Annotated in this window: 21 protein-coding genes; 6 read left to right on the top strand and 15 right to left on the bottom strand. The window is 67.5% G+C overall.

The annotated features are described in order from the left end of the window. Positions 1-164 precede the first annotated feature (164 nt). From E1832_RS17795 to E1832_RS17830, 8 genes are all read right to left on the bottom strand, one after another. The gene (locus E1832_RS17795) at positions 165-1,184 is read right to left on the bottom strand and encodes a hypothetical protein (protein WP_133361117.1); all 1,020 of its coding nucleotides are present in this window, start codon (positions 1,182-1,184) and stop codon (positions 165-167) included. Further along, entirely contained in the window at positions 1,141-2,559 is a 1,419-nt protein-coding gene (locus E1832_RS17800; RefSeq protein ID WP_133361248.1) for a DegQ family serine endoprotease, read from the bottom strand. The genes E1832_RS17795 and E1832_RS17800 overlap by 44 nt, the downstream gene beginning before the upstream one ends. Before the next feature lie 308 nt (positions 2,560-2,867). After that, positions 2,868-3,065: a DUF2065 domain-containing protein gene (locus tag E1832_RS17805; protein ID WP_133361249.1), complete on the bottom strand. Its 198-nt coding sequence runs from the start codon at positions 3,063-3,065 to the stop codon at positions 2,868-2,870. Further along, on the bottom strand, positions 3,065-4,000 hold the full coding sequence (gene hflC, locus E1832_RS17810; protein WP_133361118.1) for a protease modulator HflC: 936 nt from the start codon (positions 3,998-4,000) through the stop codon (positions 3,065-3,067). Before hflC ends, E1832_RS17805 begins: the two co-directional genes overlap by 1 nt. Next, entirely contained in the window at positions 4,000-5,184 is a 1,185-nt protein-coding gene (hflK, locus tag E1832_RS17815) for an FtsH protease activity modulator HflK (protein ID WP_133361119.1), read from the bottom strand. The genes hflC and hflK overlap by 1 nt, the downstream gene beginning before the upstream one ends. Positions 5,185-5,249: 65 nt before the next feature. Beyond that, positions 5,250-6,611 (bottom strand): glutathione-disulfide reductase, encoded by a 1,362-nt coding sequence (gor, locus tag E1832_RS17820; RefSeq protein ID WP_133361120.1) that lies wholly within the window; start codon positions 6,609-6,611, stop codon positions 5,250-5,252. A gap of 12 nt (positions 6,612-6,623) precedes the next feature. Next, positions 6,624-7,412 carry a ribose-5-phosphate isomerase RpiA gene (gene rpiA / locus E1832_RS17825; RefSeq protein WP_133361121.1) on the bottom strand — a complete coding sequence of 263 codons (789 nt, stop codon included), beginning with the start codon at positions 7,410-7,412 and terminating at the stop codon, positions 6,624-6,626. A 61-nt stretch (positions 7,413-7,473) separates the two neighbouring features. Further along, a complete protein-coding gene (locus E1832_RS17830; protein WP_133361122.1) occupies positions 7,474-7,956 on the bottom strand; it encodes a MarR family winged helix-turn-helix transcriptional regulator in 483 nt (160 codons plus the stop codon). A gap of 82 nt (positions 7,957-8,038) precedes the next feature. Between E1832_RS17830 and E1832_RS17835 the strand changes: the two genes are divergently transcribed. Beyond that, on the top strand, positions 8,039-8,485 hold the full coding sequence (locus E1832_RS17835; RefSeq protein ID WP_133361123.1) for a hypothetical protein: 447 nt from the start codon (positions 8,039-8,041) through the stop codon (positions 8,483-8,485). A 4-nt stretch (positions 8,486-8,489) separates the two neighbouring features. Here E1832_RS17835 and E1832_RS17840 read toward each other — a convergent pair whose 3' ends face one another. Beyond that, positions 8,490-9,635: an NADH:flavin oxidoreductase/NADH oxidase gene (locus E1832_RS17840; protein WP_133361124.1), complete on the bottom strand. Its 1,146-nt coding sequence runs from the start codon at positions 9,633-9,635 to the stop codon at positions 8,490-8,492. 296 nt (positions 9,636-9,931) lie between these two features. Here E1832_RS17840 and E1832_RS17845 point away from each other — a divergent pair, with 296 nt between their 5' ends. The 3 genes from E1832_RS17845 to E1832_RS17855 are packed head-to-tail and all read left to right on the top strand — an operon-like array spanning position 9,932 to position 12,979. Next, positions 9,932-10,618, top strand: coding sequence for a glutathione S-transferase family protein (locus E1832_RS17845; protein ID WP_133361125.1), 687 nt, complete (start codon positions 9,932-9,934; stop codon positions 10,616-10,618). Continuing rightward, entirely contained in the window at positions 10,619-11,992 is a 1,374-nt protein-coding gene (locus E1832_RS17850) for an L-serine ammonia-lyase (RefSeq protein ID WP_133361126.1), read from the top strand. Positions 11,993-12,046: 54 nt separating this feature from the next. After that, a complete protein-coding gene (locus tag E1832_RS17855) occupies positions 12,047-12,979 on the top strand; it encodes a DMT family transporter (protein ID WP_133361127.1) in 933 nt (310 codons plus the stop codon). Here E1832_RS17855 and E1832_RS17860 read toward each other — a convergent pair. Continuing rightward, positions 12,909-13,616, bottom strand: a complete 708-nt coding sequence (locus E1832_RS17860) for a thiamine diphosphokinase (protein WP_133361128.1) — start codon at positions 13,614-13,616, stop codon at positions 12,909-12,911. The two genes, E1832_RS17855 and E1832_RS17860, sit on opposite strands and share 71 nt — an antisense overlap. Before the next feature lie 138 nt (positions 13,617-13,754). Here E1832_RS17860 and E1832_RS17865 point away from each other — a divergent pair, with 138 nt between their 5' ends. Next, a complete protein-coding gene (locus E1832_RS17865) occupies positions 13,755-15,920 on the top strand; it encodes a chemotaxis protein CheA (RefSeq protein WP_133361129.1) in 2,166 nt (721 codons plus the stop codon). 275 nt (positions 15,921-16,195) lie between these two features. On the opposite strand, the gene E1832_RS17870 is transcribed toward E1832_RS17865, so the two are convergent. Further along, complete coding sequence (locus E1832_RS17870) at positions 16,196-16,438, bottom strand: DUF2842 domain-containing protein (protein WP_133361130.1); 243 nt, start codon at positions 16,436-16,438, stop codon at positions 16,196-16,198. Positions 16,439-16,448: 10 nt separating this feature from the next. Then, positions 16,449-17,741: an adenylosuccinate synthase gene (locus E1832_RS17875; RefSeq protein ID WP_133361131.1), complete on the bottom strand. Its 1,293-nt coding sequence runs from the start codon at positions 17,739-17,741 to the stop codon at positions 16,449-16,451. 158 nt (positions 17,742-17,899) lie between these two features. Here E1832_RS17875 and E1832_RS17880 point away from each other — a divergent pair, with 158 nt between their 5' ends. Next, positions 17,900-18,298: a DUF6524 family protein gene (locus E1832_RS17880; RefSeq protein ID WP_133361132.1), complete on the top strand. Its 399-nt coding sequence runs from the start codon at positions 17,900-17,902 to the stop codon at positions 18,296-18,298. A gap of 96 nt (positions 18,299-18,394) precedes the next feature. Here E1832_RS17880 and E1832_RS17885 read toward each other — a convergent pair whose 3' ends face one another. The 3 genes from E1832_RS17885 to nthA are packed head-to-tail and all read right to left on the bottom strand — an operon-like array spanning position 18,395 to position 20,030. Then, positions 18,395-18,736, bottom strand: coding sequence for a nitrile hydratase accessory protein (locus E1832_RS17885; protein WP_133361133.1), 342 nt, complete (start codon positions 18,734-18,736; stop codon positions 18,395-18,397). After that, entirely contained in the window at positions 18,733-19,410 is a 678-nt protein-coding gene (gene nthB / locus E1832_RS17890) for a nitrile hydratase subunit beta (protein WP_133361134.1), read from the bottom strand. Before nthB ends, E1832_RS17885 begins: the two co-directional genes overlap by 4 nt. Then, on the bottom strand, positions 19,407-20,030 hold the full coding sequence (gene nthA, locus E1832_RS17895; RefSeq protein ID WP_133361135.1) for a nitrile hydratase subunit alpha: 624 nt from the start codon (positions 20,028-20,030) through the stop codon (positions 19,407-19,409). The genes nthB and nthA overlap by 4 nt, the downstream gene beginning before the upstream one ends. Between the last annotated feature and the right edge of the window lie 130 nt (positions 20,031-20,160).

The raw sequence follows: 20,160 nt of genomic DNA on the forward strand, positions 1-20,160 counted from the left end.
GGGAGGTTCTGTCCCCCCAAAGTTCAGCCTTTCGGTGCCCGCCAAACTGCGGTCCGCTCCCCATTCGGTGCTGTATCGGCCGGTCGAGTACGAGCCATGTGCCCCCAACACATGGCTCGTTTTTTATTACCGAAATCCGCCCGTCGGACCCGCGCCTGCAGACGTCAGGGCATGACCACCGAGGCGCCCGCGATGCGGGCCATCTGGGTCAGAATATCCTTCATCACCTCTGCCTGGCCCTTTTTCAGATCCTTGATCTGATGCTGAAGGGTTTCGCGCCCGCCTTCGGTCATCAGATCGTCCTTCTGGGTTTTCTTAAGGATCTTGACCTGATCGAGCCAGAAATCCGCCTGCCGTTCGGAAAACAGCAACGTCGGGCTCTGGATGCCGCAGGCCTTCAGATCGTCAACGCAGCGCTTTGCCAGCTTGTTCGCGTTCGCCAGGTGCTTGTTGTAGCGTTTGTAGGCATCCTCGACCTTTTTGATGCTGGTCGTGTGACGTTTGAGTTCAGCCTCGCAACCTTCACGAAAACGGGTCAATTCGTCGTATACGCCTTTGAGTTCGCCCAGCTTTTTCTTGAAGTCGGCGAACTGCTTGGGGTTCATGCGCGGAAAGCTGAAATCCGCGGGCGCGGTCAGAACCGTGTCGGCCGTGGGCGCGGTTTTTCGAAATTTCGCGTTATAACTTTTCTGGACGATTTTCTGATGGCTTGGTTTCGGCCAGCCAAAGGTTTTCAGCACATCGGTCGCCGCATAGCTCTTGGGAATACGCTCGGTTCTCAAATAATCATTGACCATTTCATTACCTTTCAAGGGGTTACGCTTCAAAGCGGAGATCCCCAGGGAGCGAACCCTGACCCCAGTGTTTCCCCTAAACGGCGTTTTGGCAACCGGCTTGACGCCCTTCCTCTGGTCCGGGGGCCGCCAGACGGCCCGCATCCGGGTCGGTCCCTGCCTGGATACGCCCATGCAGGGGACCAAGGGATCGCGGCTGAAAACCGGCCCCGCCCCATGCACACAGCCGCGCCGGCCGCCGGTCCTGGGACCGGTCCTGGAGCCGGTCGGGCGCGCGGCCCCCGGCACAACGAAAAAGGCCGGGCGCGCGGCCCGGCCTTTCCCCATGTCGGTCAGCGCTGTGGGTTCAACCCTCCAGCCCCAGGGCCACGAACCGCGGATCGCCACCACGGCGGATCAGCAGCAGCAGCGACTTGCGCCCGGCGTCCTTGGCCTCGGCAATGCGGCCCTCCAGATCGGCGACCGAGGCAACCTTCTGCTGGCCGGCCTCGGTGATCAGATCGCCCGCGCGCAGCCCCTTCTCAAAGGCTTCGCTGGTCTCGTCCACGTCGACCACGACAAGACCGTCCATGCTGTCGGGAATGCTCAGCTCCTTGCGCATATCCGCGGTGGGGGGCGTCAGGGTCAGGCCCAGCACCTCGGTCTTGCTCGGCGCCGGGGCCTCGTCGCCATTCATCGCGGCGGGTACGGCGCGCTCGGCCTCTTCGCGGCGGCCCAGGGTCACCAGCACCGTCTTGGTGGCGCCCTCGCGGAACACCACCACGCGCACAGCCTTGCCGACGGTTGTGTTGCCGACCTGCTTGACCAGCGCCCGGGTGTCCTTCACGTCCTTGCCGTCAAAGCTGACGATCACATCGCCCGAGAGCAGCCCGGCCTCCTTGGCGGGGCCCTCCGGCACATCGGTGATCAGCGCGCCCTCGGCCTTGGCCAGACCGATCGCCTCGGCGACGTCGTCGGTCACGTCCTGGATGCGCACGCCCAGCCAGCCGCGGCGGGTCTCGCCATATTCGCGCAGCTGATCGACCACCTTGCTGACCACGTTGGAGGCCATCGAGAAACCGATGCCGATCGAGCCACCGTTGGGCGACAGGATCGCGGTGTTCACGCCGATCACCTCGCCGTCCATGTTAAAGAGCGGCCCGCCCGAGTTGCCCCGGTTGATCGCCGCGTCGGTCTGGATGTAATCGTCATAGGTGCCGCTGAGCGCCCGGTTGCGGGCCGAGACGATACCGACCGAGGCCGAGAAGCCCTGACCCAGCGGGTTGCCCATGGCCATCACCCAGTCGCCGACGCGGGCGATGTCGCTGTCGCCGAAGGGCACGAAGGCGAGTGGTTTGTCCGCCTTGACCTTGAGCAGTGCGATATCGGTGTTGGGATCCGTGCCGACCACCTCGGCTTCCATCTCCTCGCCGTCGAAGAACTCGATCTGGATCTGGTCGGCGCCATCGATCACGTGGTTGTTGGTGACCACATAGCCGTCCTCGGAAATGACAAAGCCGGATCCAAGCGCCGACGAACGCCGCGGCCGGTCCTGATCCTTGTTGCGGTCCTGGAACTCCTTGAAGAAATCCTCGAAGGGCGAGCCCTCGGGGACGATGCCCTGCGGACCGGTGCGGCCCTCGACGAGCGTGGTGGTGGTGATGTTGACCACCGCCGGGCTGATCTTTTCCGCCAGAGGCGCGAGGCTTTCCGGCTTGGCCTGGGCGAGCGCGACCTGCGCCAGCACAAGGATCATTGTCAAAACGGTCAGTCCGATCAGCCGCATACGGGTGACCGGGCCGGCCTGCCCGTTCGGATGTGTGATTGCCTTTGGCTGCACTGGTTGCCTCCTTGCAGATGCCTGGTTGAGTTCGAAACCCGCGCCCAATGCGGTTTTTCGAGGCGTGCGTTCCGGTGCGATATGTAAGCGCTGATCCCGGACCCGCAACGAGTGTTGCATGCAATCAAACTGTTGTGAAAGGCGCGTGATCGGTTTTTTCCTCCGTCCGGCGCGAAACCGGCGGCGGGCCGCGCATAACGGGCGGCGGGACCGCGTCCGGGTGCCCGGGATCCTTACCCGCTGCGCCCCCCCCCCTAGCCCGCCCCAAGCTGTTGCGCGGTCCACAACAGGATCAGCCCGGCGACCAGTGCCAGCGCACCGATCAGGCGACGGGCCGGGACCGGCAGCGCGCGCAGGCGCTCCAGCAGCTGCTCCACAAGCGAAGGGGCCAGCACCCAGGCCAGCCCCTCCACGATCAATACCAGCCCGAGGGCCAGAACGACGGTTGCGATCACTCCGACGTCCCCGGCTGCTCCCTCTGGGTGCGTTGCGCGGGTTGCGACGAGAGCGCACTCTTGCCCGCGCCTTCTGCGGACTTGAGATAGTTGAAGAATTCCGAGTCAGGCGACATCACCATTGTCGAATTCGTCCCTTTCAGCGCCCGGCTGTAGGCGGTGAGAGAGCGATAGAACTCGAAGAACTCCGGGTCGCGTCCGAACGCCTGGGCAAAGATGGCGTTCCGCTTGGCGTCGGCCTCACCGCGGGTGATCTCGGCCTCGCGCTTGGCGTCCGAGACCAGTTCGACCACGGTCCGGTCGGCCTGGGCACGCACGCGCTGCGCCGCCTCGTTGCCGCGGGCCCGCTCGTCGGTGGCCTCGCGCTCGCGCTCGGCGCGCATCCGGTCGAAGGTCGCCGAAAGGTTCTGCGACGGCAGGTCGGTGGACTTCAGCCGCACGTCGATGATGTCGACCCCGAGCCCCCGCGCCTCGCCGATGGCGCCGTCACGGATGCGCAGCATCAGCGCGGCCCGGTCCGAGCTGAGGATGTCGTTCGAGCTGACCGAGCCCAGCACCTCGCGGGTTTGCGAGCGCAGGATCGAATCGAGCCGGGTTTCCGCTGCGGCGATGCCGCCGGCACCAACGGCCTGACGGAAGCGGTTCACATCGACAATACGATAGCGCGCGAAGGCGTCGACGACGAGGCGCCGATCGTCCAGCGGCGTCACTTCCAGCGGCTGCACGTCGCGGCTGAGAATCCGGTCGTCGTATTTCACGACCTGCTGGATCAGCGGGATCTTGAACGCCAGCCCCGGATCCTCCTTGATCGCGACGACACGGCCGAATTGCAGCACCAGCGCCTTTTCACGTTCGTCCACGATAAAGACCGAGGACATGATCACCGCCACCAGAACCACGATGACGGGCAGGATGAAGGTCGATTTCCGCATCACTTGTTCTCCCCATCGCCGGAGCGGCGCAGTTCATTCAGCGGCAGATAGGGCACCACGCCCTGACCGGACCCGCCGACACTTTCGTCCAGGATGATCTTGTCGATCCCGCCCAGCACCTCTTCCATGGTCTCGAGGTAGAGCCGCTTGCGGGTCACCTCAGGGGCCTTGGAATATTCCTCCAGCACCGCCGAGAAGCGGCTGGCCTCGCCTTCCGCCTCGTTGACGACGCGGGCGCGATAGCCTTCGGCCTCTTCCAGGACCTGGGCGGCTTCACCGCGCGCCTCGGCCAGTACACGGTTGGCATAGGCGTCGGCGACGTTCTGCAGCCGGTCGCGTTCCTGCTCGGCGGCCTGCACCTCGCGGAAGGCGTCGATCACCTGCTGCGGCGGATCTGCCTTGTCGAAGTTGACCCGCACGATGTTGACGCCACTGTCATAGCTGTCCAGCGTGAACTGGATCAGATCGAGCAGACGGTCGGCGATCACACCGCGGTCCCGGTTCAGGATCGGCGCCAGGTCGGATTGCGCGATGATCTCGCGCATCGCCGATTCCGAAACCGCCCGGATCGTGGGGCGCGCATCGCGCAGGTTGAACAGGAATTTCGCCGGATCGCTGATGTTCCAGACCACCTGGAAATCAATGTCGACCACGTTCTCGTCGCCGGTCAGCATCAGACCGGCATCCTGACCGCGGCCAACGCCAATGTCCTCGCGCTGTTCGGTGGTGACCGGGATCACCTCGGCAGAAACCAGCGGCCAGGGAGCAAAGTTCAGGCCCGGCTGGCCGATGCCCGAGAATTTGCCCAGAAACAGTTCCACCGACTGCTCTTCGGGCTTGACGGTATAGAAGCTTGCCATCCCCCAGAGCACGGCCGCGGCGACAACGCCCAGCCCGATGGTGCCCTTGGTGAACAGCGGGCCGCCGCCGCCGCCCGAACCGCGGCCTGTGCCGCCGCCCTTGCCGCCGCGCCCGCCCATCAGGACGCGCAGCTGTTCCTGACCCTTGCGCATCAACTCGTCGATCTCGGGGATCTGCGGACCGCCGTCTTCGGGACGGCGACCGCCGCCACCGTTTCCGCCGCCGTTACCGCCGCCGTTTCCGCCGCTTCCATTTTCGCCCCGGTTGCCTCCGCCCCCGGACGACCCGCCGCCGCCCCAGGGGCCACCGCTATTGCCAGCCATACATCTATCCCTTTTGATGCCGCTTGCGCGGCCTTGTACCTAACCTGTGTTCGCCGCCGCTCAAATCAAGCGCTGCGCACCGGCGTCTTCATTGTCACGATTTCCTCGGACATGGTCGGATGCACCGCCACGGTCCGGTCGAAATCCTCTTTCGTCGCGCCCATCTTGACCGCGATTCCCGCCAGCTGGATCATTTCCCCGGCGCCGGGGGCCACGATGTGACAGCCCAGCACCTTGCGGCTGGCCTTGCTGACCACGAGCTTCATCAGCACCCGGTCGGAGCGTCCGGCAAAGCTTTGCTGCATCGGCTTGAAGCTGGTGGCATAGACCTCGATCGGTTCCTGCGCCGCCGCCTCTTCCTCGCTCAGCCCCACGGTGCCCATCTCGGGCTGGGTGAAGATCGCGGTCGGGATCAGCTCGTGATCCACCGGCGTCGGGTTGCCCCTGAACACCGTCTCGACAAAGGCCATGCCCTCGCGGATCGCCACCGGGGTCAGGTTGACCCGGTCGGTCACGTCGCCGATGGCATAGATCGAGGGCACCCCGGTCTGGCTGTACTCGTCGACCACCACCTCGCCCTTGCGGCCGCGTTCGACGCCCAGCGCCTCCAGCCCCAGATCGTCGGCATTGGGGGTGCGGCCGGTGGCGAACATCACCTGATCGAACACCCGCTCGGTCCCATTGGTGGCCTTGACGCGGATGCCGCCGGCGCCGGCGCCCGCCATCTCAAGGATGTTGGTGCCCAGATGCAGGTCGATACCGCGCTGGCACATCTCTTCGCTGACCAGCCCGCGCGCCTCGTCGTCGAACCCGCGCAGGATCTGCGCACCGCGATAGAATTGCGTGACCTTGACGCCCAGCCCGTTGAGAATGCCGGCGAATTCACAGGCGATATAGCCGCCGCCGACGATCAGGATCGATTTTGGCAGCTCGGCAAGGTGGAAGATGTCGTTCGAGGTGATGCCCAGTTCCGCGCCCGGCATATCGGGCTTCACCGGGCGGCCGCCGGTGGCCAGCAGGATATGTTTGGCGCTCTTGCGGGTGCCGTCCGCCAGTTCCACCGTGTGCGGATCGACCAGGCGCGCGCGCTGATCGAAGCTTTCGACCCCGGCGTTCTTCAGCAGGTTGCGATAGATGCCTTCGAGGCGGTCCAGTTCGGCCTCCAGCTTGGCGCGGAACGCGGGCCAGTCGAACCGACCCGGCGCGATGGTCCAGCCATAGCTTTTCGCATCCTCGACCATGTCCGAATATTCGCTGGCGAAGACCATCAGTTTTTTCGGCACGCAGCCACGGATCACGCAGGTGCCGCCATAGCGGTCCTCTTCGGCCAACGCGACCCTGGCGCCGGTCTCGCCGGCGGCCACGCGCGCGGCGCGAACACCGCCGGACCCGCCGCCGATGACGAAAAGGTCGTAGTCAAAGCTCATGAAATGCGGTCCTCAGTCCGAAAGATCGGTGAACAGGTTCTCACTCTCGACAAAGTCCAGCCTGTCATGCTCGATCGTACCCTCGTTGATGTCGCGCAACTCGACCCGGCCATCGCCAAAGCCCAGCACGACGGTGTCACAGATATCAATGAAGAGGCCGTTTTCAACCACGCCCGGCATCTGGTTCAGCACCAGCGCAAGCTGGCGCGCATTGCCGATGCGGTGCAGGTGCAGATCAAGAATGTAGTTGCCTTCGTCGGTGACAAAGGGCGCCTCGCCGTTCATCCGCAGCGTGGTGTCGCGCCCAAGCACATCCATCGAAATGAGCGTTTCCTCGATCAGCGCCTGGGTGGTCTGCCAGCCGAAGGGGATCACCTCGACCGGCAGCGGGAAGGCGCCCAGCGTCTCCACCTGCTTGCCGATATCGGCGATCACCACCATCCGGTCCGAGGCGGTGGCGACGATCTTTTCCTGCAGCAGCGCGCCGCCGCCCCCCTTGATCAGGTTCAGATCGCCGTCAAATTCGTCGGCGCCGTCGATGGTCAGGTCCAGCCAGCGCGCCTCGTCCAGGCTGATCACCTCGATGCCGACGTCGCGGGCCAGTTCGGCGGTCCGGGTCGAGGTCGGCACGCCTTTGAATTTCAGCCCGTCCTGGCGCACCATCTCGCCCAGGCAACGCACCAGCCAGGCCGCGGTCGAGCCGGTTCCGAGCCCCACGCGCATTCCGTCTTCGACGAAATCGGCGGCGCGGCGGGCGGCGACAAATTTTGCCTTGTCGATGGGCGAGAGTTCTCCGGTCATGGCGGCCTCGTTCGGAAAGGATCAGGGGCGTTATAGGCAAAACCCCGTCCCACTGCGAGGGCTATTCGTCCCTTGCGCCCCCCGTCGCCGGGGGCCCGGCGTCGCGCGCGGTCCGCATCGTGTCGGCGACCGCCTTCATCATCCGCAGAAACGCGCCCCGCTCCTGCGGCGTCAGCCCGGCCAGCGCCTCGGCGTTCTGCGCCCGGGCCGCCGCGGTCGCGGGTCGGCGCAGGGCGCGGGCCCGGTCGGTCAGGCAGGCCAGGCGCACGCGCCCGTCGGTCTTGCTGGGCAGGCGTTGGATCAGCCCGTCCCGCTCCATCCGCGCCAGCGTGTTGGCCATGGTCGCCTGCTCCACGTCGAGCCGCGCCACCAGTTCCGCCTGTGACAGCGCGTCCTGCCGCCACAACTCGAGCAGAACCATGAACTGCGCCGGAGCAAGGTCCAGCGGGCGGATGCGGCGGGCAAGGCCGGCGGCGAACAGCCGCGCCATCTGGTTTGCGAGAAACCCGGCCGAGTCGTCTTTGTCGAAAATTTCCGTACTCATGCGATGACAATAGATTGAATAGCATGCTATTCAATGAACATATAAATAGCACGCTATCCTTTTCTTCACCGGGAGCCTCGCCATGCTGACAAAACTCCACGCCGCCGCGGGTATCCTGGGCCTGATGATCATCGCCGGGTTCTGGAGCGCTACCGCACTCTCCGAGCTGATCGGCACACCGGCGCAGATCACCACGGTCAAGACCGCCATCCTGTACGGAATGGTCCTGTTAGTCCCCGCTTTGGCCACCGCGGGGATCATCGGCGCGCGGCTGGGCCGGGGGATGAAGCTGCCCCAGGTCACCGCCAAGACCTCCCGGACGAGGATCATCGCCGCCAACGGGCTGCTGGTGCTGCTGCCCAGCGCCGCCTTCCTCGCGCTGCGGGCGCAGGCGGCGCTGTTCGACACCGCCTTTTACGCGGTGCAGGGGCTGGAGCTGCTGGCCGGCGCCGCCAACATCACCCTGCTGTCGCTGAACCTGCGCGACGGGCTGCGAATCCGGGCCCGGATGAGGGCGGCGCGCCGATGACCCCTTACTCAGGCCGGTAGAGGTCCGAGGTCTTGTCGCGCACCGCCAGCCACCAGCCCGATTGCACGGGCCAGGTGCCATAGCCGCTGTCATGGCCCAGCGCCTTTGCCGCGTGCAGCGCCCACATCGGATCGACCAGCGCCTCGCGCCCGATGGCGATCAGATCGGCCCTGCCCGCCGCCAGAATGTCCTCGGCCTGTTGCGGATGGGTGATCAGCCCCACCGCCATGGTGGGCATCCGCGCCTCGCGCCGCACCTCTTCGGCAAAGGGCACCTGGAAACCGGGCTGGCGTTTGCCGCCACCGCTGGCGGTCGCCGCGCCGGCGATGCCCGAGGACGAGCAGTCCATCACATCGACGCCGATCTCCTTCAGCCGTTTGGCCAGTTCCACCGTGTCCGGCAGGGTCCAGCCCTCCGGGTCGCCATCGACGGCGGAGGTGCGGAAGAACACCGGCAGATCCTCGGGCCAGGCCGCGCGCACCGCCGCCGCCACCTCGAGCGCCAACCGCATCCGCCCCTCCAGATCGCCGCCGTACCTGTCCGTCCGCTTGTTGGAGAGCGGCGACAGGAAGGAATGGATCAGATAGCCATGCGCGCCGTGGATCTCGACGATCTTGTAGCCGGCGGCCTGGGCGCGGCGGGTGGCGGCGACGAAATCCGCAACCAGCGCGGCGATGTCCTCCCCGGTCAACGCATGGGGCACCGGCCAGCCCTCGGCCACCGGGATTTCGGAGGGGCCGACCGGGGGCCAGGGCATGTCGCCGCGGGCGAAATCGGCCTCGTTCAGGGGGCCGTTGCCGAACCAGGGCCGCTGCATCCCCGATTTGCGCCCCGCATGACCCAGCTGGATCGCCGGGATCGCCCCATGGGTCAGCGCAAACTGCGCCACCCGGGCATGGCCGACGATCTGGCTGTCGGTCCAGAGTCCGGGACAGCCATGGGTGATACGGCCCGATTTCTGTACAGCGGTGGCCTCGGTGAAAACGATCCCCGCCCCGCCGATCGCGAAGCGGCCCAGGTTGACCAGATGCCAGTCCTCCAGATGCCCCTCATGCGCCGAATACTGGCACATGGGCGAGATCACCACGCGGTTTCGGGCGGTGATTCCGCGCAGGGTGATGGGGCGGAACAGATGCGGTGTGTCGGTCATGGGGCCTCCGGGGGCTGGCGGGTTGTCGGATCGGGGGCACGCTAGCCTATCGTCCCGCAGATCGGAACCGCCTGTTGGGCCCCGCCTGTCGCTCACATCCGATCCACCGAGCAAGCCGCCAGACCTTGGCGCTCAGGGGGCTCGCAACCGGGCCGGATCCAGCGACCTTTCGGTCGATGCTTTGCCTTGCGGGTTTGGGCCGACAATCGCGCGGGCCTTCCCCCGATGACTTGTTTCCGGGAGGAAATGTCGCTTTGGTGCAGCCGAGACCCGACGCCTCCGGATAGAAGCTGCCCATGACACCGCCCTACCGCCTGCATTATGCCCCCGACAACGCCTCGCTGGTGATCCGGCTGGCGCTGGAGGCGCGCGGCCTGCCCTATGAAACCGCGCTGGTGGACCGCGCGGCGCGCCAGCAGGATGGCGCCGCCTACCGCGCGCTCAACCCCGGCGGGCTGATCCCGGTGCTGGAAACCCCCGACGGGCCGATCTTCGAGACCGCGGCGATCCTGCTGTGGCTGGCCGACCGGCACGGCGGACTGGCGCCGGCACCGGACGCGCCAGCGCGGGCCGCCTTTCTCAAATGGCTGTTCTTTGTCTCCAATACGCTGCACGCGGATCTGCGGATGCTGTTCTATCCCGGCCAGTATGTCGGCCCGGACCACGCGTCGGCGCTGCGCGACCGGCTGACCGCGCGGCTGCGCGGGCACCTTGCGCTTCTCGAGCGCGCGGTGGCAGCCCCTGACTGGCCCGGCGGCGCGAGCGAGTTCTACCTGGCCTGCCTGCTGCGCTGGATGGCGCTTTACCCCGAGGGTTTCGACCGGGGCTGGTTCACGCTGCCCGGCTACCCGGCGCTGGCCGCGCTCTGCGCCCGCGCGGAGGCCACCGGCGCCGCTGCCGCCGCGATCCGTGCCGAGGGGCTGGGCGCCACGCCCTTTACCGCCCCCCACCCTGCAACCCCACCCGAAGGATCGGCCACCTAGATGTTTCTTTCCGTCTTCGACATGTTCAAGGTGGGCATCGGCCCCTCCTCCTCGCACACCATGGGGCCGATGGTGGCCGCCGCCCGGTTCCTGGACCTGATGCGCGCCTCGCCCTTCGACTTTGCCGGGCTGCGCGCCTCGCTGCATGGCTCGCTGGCCTTTACCGGCGTCGGTCATGCCAGCGACAGGGCCACCATCCTGGGGCTGGCGGGCTTTGTCCCCGAGACCTATGACGCCGAACGGGCCGAGGCGGCGCTCGCGGCGATAAAAACCGACAGGGTGATCCCACATGACGATCTGGGGGCGTTGCGGTTCGATCCGGCGCGGGATCTGATCTTTGACTATGACACCGCGCTTGCCGGCCATGCCAACGGCATGATCCTGATGGCGACCGACGCCCAGGGCGACGTGATCCTGAGACAGGTCTATTATTCCATCGGCGGCGGTTTCGTTCTGACCGAGGAGGAACTGGCGGCGGGCAAGGACACCGATGACGGCCCGCCCGTCCCCTACCCGTTCAAATCCGCCGCCGAGATGCTGGAGATGGCGCGCGACAGCGGCCGCAGCATCGCCGACATGAAGCGCGCCAACGAGATCTCCCGCGGTGGCGCCGAGCATCTGGCCGGCGGCACCGCGCGGATCTGGGAAGTGATGAACGCCTGTATCGAGCGCGGTCTGGCGGCGCAGGGCACCCTGCCCGGCGGGCTGAACATCCGGCGGCGCGCGCATGACATCCACCAGGCGTTGCAGGCGGAATACGGCATGAACCTGACCGCGCCGCATACCATCAACGACTGGATCGCCACCTATGCCATTGCCGTGAACGAGGAGAACGCCGCCGGCGGTCAGGTGGTGACCGCGCCGACCAACGGCGCGGCGGGGGTGGTGCCGGCGGTGATCCGCTACTGGCTCGACCATGTGCCCGGCGCCGGCGCGGACCGGATCGACGAATTTCTGCTGACCGCCGCCGCGATCGGCGGGCTGGTGAAATACAACGCCTCGATCTCGGGCGCCGAGGCGGGCTGCCAGGCCGAGGTGGGCAGCGCCGCCGCGATGGCCGCCGCCGGGCTTTGCGCGGTGATGGGCGGCAGCCCCGGGCAGATCGAGAACGCCGCCGAGATCGCGCTGGAACATCACCTGGGCATGACCTGCGACCCGGTGAAGGGGCTGGTGCAGGTGCCCTGCATCGAGCGCAACGGGCTGGGCGCGATCAAGGCGGTCTCGGCCGCCAGTCTGGCGCTGCGCGGCAACGGCCAGCACTTCGTGCCGCTGGACGCCTGTATCGAGACCATGCGCCAGACCGGTGCCGACATGAGCGAGAAATACAAGGAGACCTCGCTCGGCGGGCTGGCGGTGAACGTGCCCAATTGCTGAGGGGCGCGCGGGGGCCGCTTGCGCTTGCCCGGCGCGCCGCCTAGCGTGGCCCGCATGACCGCCGACCGCCCTGTTCTGGGCATCCTTCTGATGCTGGGTTTCTGCCTGCTCGCGCCGCTGGGCGACGCGGTGGCCAAGCTGCTGGGCGAGACCCTGCCGCTGGGCCAGTTGCTGCTGGTGCGCTTCGCCCTGCAGGCGGCGTTGCTGATCCCGCTGGTGGCCGCGGCCGGCCGGCTGTGGCGGATGCGCGGCCGGGTGCTGCGGCTGACGGCGCTGCGCACCCTGCTGCATATCGGCGGCATCGGCTTCATGTTCACCGCGCTGCAATACCTGCGGCTGGCCGATGCCATCGCCATCGCCTTCGTCATGCCCTTCATCATGCTGCTGCTGGGTAAGTACGTGCTGGGCGAAGAGGTGGGCGCGCGCCGCCTCGCCGCCTGCGCGGTGGGGTTCGTCGGCACATTGATGGTGATTCAGCCCAGCTTTGCCGAAGTGGGCTGGCCGGCGCTGTTTCCGCTGGGCGTCGCGGTTCTGTTCGCGCTGTTCATGCTGGTCACGCGGCAACTGGCCAAGGACACCGACCCGGTCGGGTTGCAGGCGGTCAGCGGGGTCATGGCGACCGTGGTGCTGTTGCCCGTCCTACTGATCGGCACCTCCGCCGGGATCGCGCCGCTGTCCCTGGTCGCCCCCAGCGGCGCCGAGTGGCTGCTGCTGGCCGCGATCGGAGCGATCGGCACCGGCGCGCATCTTCTGATGACCTGGTCGCTGCGTTACGCGCCGGCGGCGACGCTGGCACCGATGCAGTATCTCGAGATACCCGTTGCCACCGGGTTCGGCTGGCTGATCTTCCGCGATCTGCCAAACGGGCTTGCCGCCGCAGGCATCTGCGTCACCGTCGCCGCCGGGCTTTACATCGTCATGCGCGAGCGGGCGCAGGCCCGGACGCTGGCGCAGGCGGAAAGGCGCCGGGCGCAAGCACCCGCATGACCCCCTCCAGTGCGTCGCGCGGCACGATAACCAGCAGGCCCGGCCCGTCGGTTTCGATCCGCACCTCCCCCAGCGCCCGGTTCGAGGTGCCCACGCGCCTGTCCGGCGCCAGGTCCACCCCGTCGATCGGCCACTCCAGCCCCTGCGACCGCCCGGTGACCGCGCGCATCGGGAACAGCGACACAATCGCCCCCGGCGTCAGATCCAGCGCCAGCGCGGGCGGGGCATGGAACACCACCTCGCGCGCGCCCAGCAGGACGCAGGGACGCTCGGGATAGCGCACCAGCACGTTGAAGGCGGCCAGCTGGTGATCCACCCGCGCGCCCAGAAAGCCCACCGCCAGCACCAGTGGCGCCGAGATCGAGCGGATCGCCTTGTCGAAATCGGTGCTGTCCTGTTCCCTAATCGGAAACAACCGATCGGGGGGGATACGGTCGCGGTCGGCCCGCCGGAGCGAATCGAAGTCACCGATCACCGCTTCGGGCATGTATCCGGCCGCCAGCGCCGGCCCGGCCCCGCCATCCGCCGCGATCAGGTCGGGGGCCAGCGCCAGCGCCGTTTCCAGATCGTCGACACCGAGGGCGCCGCCGCCCACCAGCGTCACCGGGGTGGCGAACTGTACAATTTGCTTTTTCATGGCGCCATTAATGGGGGTTTTGGAAACAGATCACAATCTGGCCACAAAATGATACGGTGATTGGCACAGATTCGGGCCGAATTTGTCCACTGGTGGGTGCAGGGTCAGCCCAACAAATCTGAAAAGGACGAGCAGCCTATGGTACAGAGTAACAAGGTGTTGACCGTTTCCTACGGCACGTTTTCCTGCACGCTGGAGGGATTCGAGGATTCCTTCGACACGATGAAGGCGATTGCGGAGTATTTCCGCGATCTGGCCGCGGATGACCGGTATTTCGGTGCCGAACCGCCGCAGCCCGACACCGAGATGCTCGCCCGTATCGCCGAGCGGGAGGTCGCCCGCCATGTCGAGGCCCGGCGCGAAGGCTCGGGCTTTGTCCTGCGCGCGGCGCAGATCGGGGCACCCGCCGCGCCGGCCGCGGCCGCCGAACCCGTGGCGCGGGCCGCCGCACCGGCGCCGGACGTGCGGCCGGATCAGCCCCCCCATCAGGAGGCCACCGGAGCCGATGCCCTGCCGACCGCCGAGGCGATGGTGCAGGCGCCGGAGACCGCAGAAACCGCCGCCGCCGCGGGCGTGACCGCAGAGACCGCCGCCTTCATGGCCCAGGCCGAGGCCCACGCCGGCGACGTCGCCGCGACCGAGGAAGAAGAGGATCGGGTTGATCTGCCCGAGGCCGAGCCGGTCGCCGCCGCAACGGCAACCGCCCCTGAACCCGACAGCATTGCCGCCAAGCTGCAGCGCATCCGCGCCGTGGTGTCGCGCAGCGAGACCGCCAAGACCGAAGTCGATTACTCCGAGGACGAGCATTTCGACGACAGCTTTGCCGCCACGCTGCCCGAAGAGACCGCCGAAGAAACCGGTGCCGAGACCACCGCGATGGAGGACGATCGGTCGTACCAGGAAACGGTCGGCGAAGATCTGGCAGACGATGAGGAGGCGGAACCGCAAACCGCCGCTGAGTCGCTGTCCGAAACCGCGCGTGTGACCACGGCTGTGACCGGGCAAGGGGCCGAAGACGCAACCGGCGAAACGACCGCGGAGCGCGCCGACGCCGCCGGACAGATGGACGCGACGGCGGAAGACGCCTTTTCCGGCCTCGATCCGCGCCGGGCCGCCCGTCTTCGCCGCCGCATGGCCCGCGCCCGGCAGGCCGCAGAGGACGAGACCGCGGCAGATGCCGAAGCCGCGCTCCAGTCCCAGTCGGCCCGGCAGGAGGCGATCACACAGGATCGCGAAGAGGCGTTTGCGCCGGACGCGGATGATACCGATACCGCGCTTTTCGACGACCTCGATGACGACGCACAGGACAACGACGACTTCGGGGATCGCCATCGCAACATGCTGGCCGCCTCCAGTGGCCGGGGTGCCGCCCGCCGGCGTCCGCGGGTGATGATCCTTCAGCATGACGAGGAGGATACCGCCGCGCAGGAACCCGAGGCCGAGGCGCCGGTCCTGCCCAGCGCGGAATTGCCGCCGGGAACCCTGCCCGCCGAGGATGAGGCCGACCTGATGCGGGAACTGGCCGAGGTCGAGGCAGAGTTGCGCGGCGGCGCCGCCGACGCGAAAGAGACCTCGGAGGACATCCGGCCGGCAACCGCCCCGGCCGCCCGCCCGGCCCGTCACGCCGCCAGCGACGACAGCTCGGACCTGTCCCGCCTGATGGCCGCCGCAAGCGAAAAGCTCGATGCGCCAGAGGCCGCCTCGACGCGCGAGACCTATTCGCATCTGCGCGCCGCCGTCGCCGCCACCCAGGCCGAACGCTCGGCCGGCGGCGGGATCGACACCAACCCCGACGCTGCCGCCTATCGCGACGATCTGGCCCGCGTCGTGCAGCCGCGCCGCCCGCGTCCGGCCGGCGCCCGCACCACCCGCCCCGGCGCGGACGAGGTGCGACGCCCGGCGCCGCTGAAACTGGTGGCCGAACAGCGGGTCGACGATCTGGACGCCAGGGCCTCCAAATCCGGCCCGGTGCGCCCGCGCCGAGTTGCCGCCCCGGTCGCGGAGCAGGCGCAGACCGGAACCGGCTTTGCCGCCTTTGCCGAAGAGATGGGCGCGCTGGAGCTGCCCGAGCTGCTGGAGGCCGCAGCCGCCTACATGCAGTTCGTCGAGGGCCGCGACCAGTTCACCCGCCCGCAGCTTATCCACAAGGCGCGCGAGGCCGCCGATGACGAATTCAGCCGTGAGGACGGGCTGCGTTCGTTCGGGATGCTGCTGCGCGAGGGCAAGATCGTCAAGAAGGACAGCGGGCGCTTCGTCGCCTCGGGCGAGATCGGCTTCCAGCCCGATTCGCGCGCGGCGGGCTGAGCCCGGCACATCGCCGCGCGGCCCCGCAACGGGCCACGCGCACCTGGGGGAAAGGCAGGCCGGTGGCCTGCCTTTTCATTTGGAGAGGGTCGCAAGACTGAAAGGTCTGCTTTGAGCCCTTCCCCCCCAGAGGTCTCAAAGCCAGTGGTCTCAAAGCCCGACAAGGGTCCCATGAGGGGGTGCGCGCTGCGCCTTGTAGCTCTGTCGCCGCCGGTTGCGCGGCAAACCGGCACGGCCCGGCCGTTGTCCGGCGCCGCTTCAGCCGCCCCGCGGCGTCAGTCCCGCTCTTCCTCCGCGTCCGGGTCGGCCTGGCCGACACCGCGAAAGATGAACTTGAACGGGATCACCCAGAGGATGCCCAGCGCCACGTAGACGATCAGCTCGACCAGCATCGAGGGCCGGTCGATCCAGTTCACCAGCGTGACCGCCGCCACCACATAGACCGGCATCCCCACCAGCAGGATGATCAGGGACCAGCGGCGGCGGGCCTTGTAGCTCAGGGCGGGTCGGTCGGACATGGCGGCGACCTCAGTCGGCAAAGGGATCGGTGACGAGGATGGTGTCGTCGCGTTCGGGCGAGGTGGACAACAGGGCGACGGGGCAGTCGATCAGCTCTTCGATATGGCGGACATACTTGATCGCGTTCGCCGGCAGATCGTTCCACGACCGCGCCCCTTCGGTCGATTCCGACCAGCCGGGCATTTCCTCATAGATCGGTTTGCAGCGGGCCTGCTGGTCGCTGGCGGTGGGCAGATAGTCCAGCCGTTCGCCGTCGAGGTCATAGCCGACGCAGATCTTCAGCGTCTCGAACCCGTCCAGCACATCGAGCTTGGTCAGCGAGATGCCGTTGACGCCGCTGGTGGCGCAGGTCTGGCGCACCAGCGCCGCGTCGAACCAGCCGCAGCGGCGCTTGCGCCCGGTCACGGTGCCGAATTCCCGGCCCCGCTCGCCCAGCCGCTGACCGTCGTCGTCGTCCAGTTCGGTCGGGAACGGCCCCTCGCCGACACGGGTGGTATAGGCCTTGACGATGCCGAGGACGAAATCGATGGCGCCGGGACCGATGCCGGTTCCGGTGGCGGCCTGCCCGGCGATCACGTTCGACGAGGTGACAAAGGGATAGGTGCCGAAATCGATGTCCAGCAGGGCGCCCTGCGCGCCCTCGAACAGGATCCGTTTGCCGGCCTTGCGCTTTTCGGTCATCACCTTCCAGACCGGGGCAGCATATTGCAGGATCTCCGGCGCGATTTCGTTCAGCCGGGCGATCAGGGCGTCGCGGTCGATCGCCTCCAGCCCCAGCCCCGCGCGCAGCGCGTTGTGATGCACCAGCGCGCGGTCCACCCGCAGCTCGAGCGTGGCCTTGTCGGCCAGATCGGCGACACGAATGGCGCGACGGCCGACCTTGTCCTCATAGCATGGCCCGATGCCGCGCCCGGTGGTGCCGATCTTGGCGACCGAGTTCTGCGATTCGCGGGCGCGGTCCAGCTCGCCGTGGAACGGCAGGATCAGCGGCGCGTTCTCGGCGATCATCAGCGTCTCGGGGGTGATCTCGACGCCCTGTTCGCGGATCTTCTCGATCTCGGACACCAGGTGCCATGGATCCAGCACCACGCCGTTGCCGATCACGCTGAGCTTGCCGCCGCGCACCACGCCCGAGGGCAGCGCGTTCAGCTTGTAGACCTGGCCGTCGATGACCAGCGTATGGCCGGCATTGTGCCCGCCCTGAAAGCGCGCGATCACATCGGCGCGCTCGCTGAGCCAGTCCACGATCTTGCCTTTTCCTTCGTCGCCCCATTGGGCGCCGACCACGACGACATTGGCCATTTTCGGTCCTTCGCTGCGTTTGTGTTCAAACCCGCGCCGGTATAGCGATGCCAGTGCGTCAGGAAAACCGGTATTTCGACGCAGATCGGCGCGGGGCTGGACAGGCCCCCCCGGTTTGGGCAATTTTGCGCCCACTTCAGAACCGATGGATCGTTGTGATGGGCCTGTTTTTGCGTTGGTTGTTTGCCTTTGCCCTGTTGGCGCTGACCTATAACCCGACCCCGTGGAATTATGTCCGCTGGTCGCTTGGGCATTACAGCGCCTATCTGTCGGTGACGGTGCTCATGGGGCTGATCCTGATGATCGGCTATATCGTCTATCTGCGCGCCACGCTGCGCTCGATCGGCGGATTCGGAATGGCTCTGGTTCTGGCCGTGGTTCTGGCGCTGCTCTGGGTGCTCCACGATTTCGGACTGCTGGCGCTGAGCAACCACGATCTGAACGTCTGGCTGGGTATCCTGGCACTGTCCGCGGTGCTGGGCATCGGGCTGGGCTGGAGCCAGGTGCGCCGGCGGCTGTCGGGACAGGCGGATATCGACGATATCGACGACGAGTAGCAGCCCCGTGTCAAAACGCCGCCGCCAGATGGCGACCCAGGGTTTCATGCCCCCCCGGGGAGGCCGCAAGGGCCGCGCGACGATCCTCTGCCCGCGTCATGCCCCCTCGGGCAGATGCACCGGATCTCCGTGCGGGGTCGAAAGATAGGCCGCCTCCCAGGCGTCGCGCAGCCGCTCCACATCGGCGGGCGCGGCCTCGCCCAGGTCGGCCAGCAATGCCTCCAGCGTCTCCAGCCAGGCGTTGAAGTAATCGTCGCCGCCGTCCAGTTCCTTTTCCAGCCCGTGGCGGGCCAGCGTCTGCGAGAACCGTGCGGTCCACTCCGACCAGGCGAAATGCCCCGCCTCGTTCAGTGAAACGGTCAGCGCAAAGACCTGCCCGTGCCAGGGCAGGGTAAAGACGGGTTCGGGGGCCTTGGCCCCTGGGGTTTGATCGCTCATGCCGGCTCCAGATAGCTCTGCCACAGATCCAGGGTGACCTCGTCGCGCGGATTCTCGGGCGCGGCCCAGAGCGCGCCCGCCGGGAACACCACGGAATAAAGCGGCTCGGGCGCCTCGCCCCGCCCGTGCGCATGGGCATCGGGCAGCACATGCGCCCCGTGACAGCGCAACACCCGGCCGGTGGCGCCCGCGGCATAGGCGGGCAGCCGGGTATGGCCGCCATCGACCAGCCGGTTCGCCGCCGGGCGCAGCGTTCGCACCGCCTGTCCGGGCGCAAAGGCGGGGTGGCCGTCATAGGGGCGATCCGCCGGCCCGCCCCGGGCGAGGGCGGCGGCGACATCCCCGGACTTCAGCGCGCGCGCGGCCAGCGGATGCACGGCGTCGTCCCCCTGCCCCCGCAGATCGGCCTCGGTCAGAACCCCGGTCTCGACCAGCAGATCGGCCAGCCCGGCGATCCATTTCTCGAAATAGGAAAACGACATGTAGTCGCGGGGCGCGAGCCGCTCGCGCGCGTGGCGCGACATGTCGAGGTTCCATTGCCCCAGCGCGCCGGCTGCCAGCGTCACCGCCAGCGCCCTTGCATGCCACTCTTGGGCAAAGATCGGCTCGTCCGGCGCACCGGGATCGACCGGCCCGTCGCCAAAGCGGCCGCCCATGTCGTGCACCCGGGTCATGCCGTCGGCGCCCGTGCCAGCCCGGTGCCGATCATGCTGTCGCGGGTCACCAGCGCAGCCAGGTCCTCTACGCTCATCCCTTCGGTGCCTTCCGGCCTGCGGGGAATCACCAGATAGCGGACCTCTGCCGTCGAATCCCAGACCCGCACGGCAATCTCTTCCGGCAGGGAGACGCCGAAATCGGCGAGCACCTTGCGCGGCTCGCGCACCGCGCGGGACCGATAGGCATCGGATTTGTACCAGGCTGGCGGGATGCCCAGCAGCGGCCACGGATAGCAGCTGCACAGCGTGCAGACGACCATGTTATGCACCTCGGGCGTGTTCTCCACCGCGACCACATGTTCGCCCTGACGCCCGAAAAAGCCCAGATCGGCCACCACCGGCGTGGCATCCTGCAGCAAAGCCGCGCGAAACGCCGGATCGGACCAGGCGCGGGCCACCACCTGCGCCCCGTTCCGCGGGCCGATGCGGTTCTGATAGGTGTCGATGATCTCGTCCAGCGCGGCGGGCTCGATCAGCCCCTTGCGCGCCAGCAGGGTTTCCAGTGCGCGCACCCGCAGCGCCGGATCGGGCGGCAGCAGGGCATGCGGGTCGTCGTGGTCGTGATGATCATGTGGCATGGCACCAGATTGTGCCGGTGCCAGGCGGTTTGTCCAGCCCCTCGGCGCGTGCCCTGTCCCGCCGCCTCACCGTCCCCGTTCAATCTCTGCCAAACTGATTGCTTGCCCCGCCCGGCAAACTTGCCTACAT

This window comes from Antarcticimicrobium luteum, assembly GCF_004358185.1.
In the GTDB taxonomy this organism is placed as follows: domain Bacteria; phylum Pseudomonadota; class Alphaproteobacteria; order Rhodobacterales; family Rhodobacteraceae; genus Antarcticimicrobium; species Antarcticimicrobium luteum.

Excerpts from the sequence above, each read along its gene's own strand:
- E1832_RS17800 (WP_133361248.1), bottom strand. The coding sequence starts at position 2,559 with ATGCGGCTGATCGGACTGACCGTTTTGACAATGATCCTTGTGCTGGCG.
- hflC (WP_133361118.1), bottom strand. The coding sequence starts at position 4,000 with ATGCGGAAATCGACCTTCATCCTGCCCGTCATCGTGGTTCTGGTGGCG.
- hflK (WP_133361119.1), bottom strand. The coding sequence starts at position 5,184 with ATGGCTGGCAATAGCGGTGGCCCCTGGGGCGGCGGCGGGTCGTCCGGG.
- gor (WP_133361120.1), bottom strand. The coding sequence starts at position 6,611 with ATGAGCTTTGACTACGACCTTTTCGTCATCGGCGGCGGGTCCGGCGGT.
- rpiA (WP_133361121.1), bottom strand. The coding sequence starts at position 7,412 with ATGACCGGAGAACTCTCGCCCATCGACAAGGCAAAATTTGTCGCCGCC.
- E1832_RS17830 (WP_133361122.1), bottom strand. The coding sequence starts at position 7,956 with ATGAGTACGGAAATTTTCGACAAAGACGACTCGGCCGGGTTTCTCGCA.
- E1832_RS17835 (WP_133361123.1), top strand. The coding sequence starts at position 8,039 with ATGCTGACAAAACTCCACGCCGCCGCGGGTATCCTGGGCCTGATGATC.
- E1832_RS17840 (WP_133361124.1), bottom strand. The coding sequence starts at position 9,635 with ATGACCGACACACCGCATCTGTTCCGCCCCATCACCCTGCGCGGAATC.
- E1832_RS17845 (WP_133361125.1), top strand. The coding sequence starts at position 9,932 with ATGACACCGCCCTACCGCCTGCATTATGCCCCCGACAACGCCTCGCTG.
- E1832_RS17850 (WP_133361126.1), top strand. The coding sequence starts at position 10,619 with ATGTTTCTTTCCGTCTTCGACATGTTCAAGGTGGGCATCGGCCCCTCC.
- E1832_RS17855 (WP_133361127.1), top strand. The coding sequence starts at position 12,047 with ATGACCGCCGACCGCCCTGTTCTGGGCATCCTTCTGATGCTGGGTTTC.
- E1832_RS17860 (WP_133361128.1), bottom strand. The coding sequence starts at position 13,616 with ATGAAAAAGCAAATTGTACAGTTCGCCACCCCGGTGACGCTGGTGGGC.
- E1832_RS17865 (WP_133361129.1), top strand. The coding sequence starts at position 13,755 with ATGGTACAGAGTAACAAGGTGTTGACCGTTTCCTACGGCACGTTTTCC.
- E1832_RS17870 (WP_133361130.1), bottom strand. The coding sequence starts at position 16,438 with ATGTCCGACCGACCCGCCCTGAGCTACAAGGCCCGCCGCCGCTGGTCC.
- E1832_RS17875 (WP_133361131.1), bottom strand. The coding sequence starts at position 17,741 with ATGGCCAATGTCGTCGTGGTCGGCGCCCAATGGGGCGACGAAGGAAAA.
- E1832_RS17880 (WP_133361132.1), top strand. The coding sequence starts at position 17,900 with ATGGGCCTGTTTTTGCGTTGGTTGTTTGCCTTTGCCCTGTTGGCGCTG.
- E1832_RS17885 (WP_133361133.1), bottom strand. The coding sequence starts at position 18,736 with ATGAGCGATCAAACCCCAGGGGCCAAGGCCCCCGAACCCGTCTTTACC.
- nthB (WP_133361134.1), bottom strand. The coding sequence starts at position 19,410 with ATGACCCGGGTGCACGACATGGGCGGCCGCTTTGGCGACGGGCCGGTC.
- nthA (WP_133361135.1), bottom strand. The coding sequence starts at position 20,030 with ATGCCACATGATCATCACGACCACGACGACCCGCATGCCCTGCTGCCG.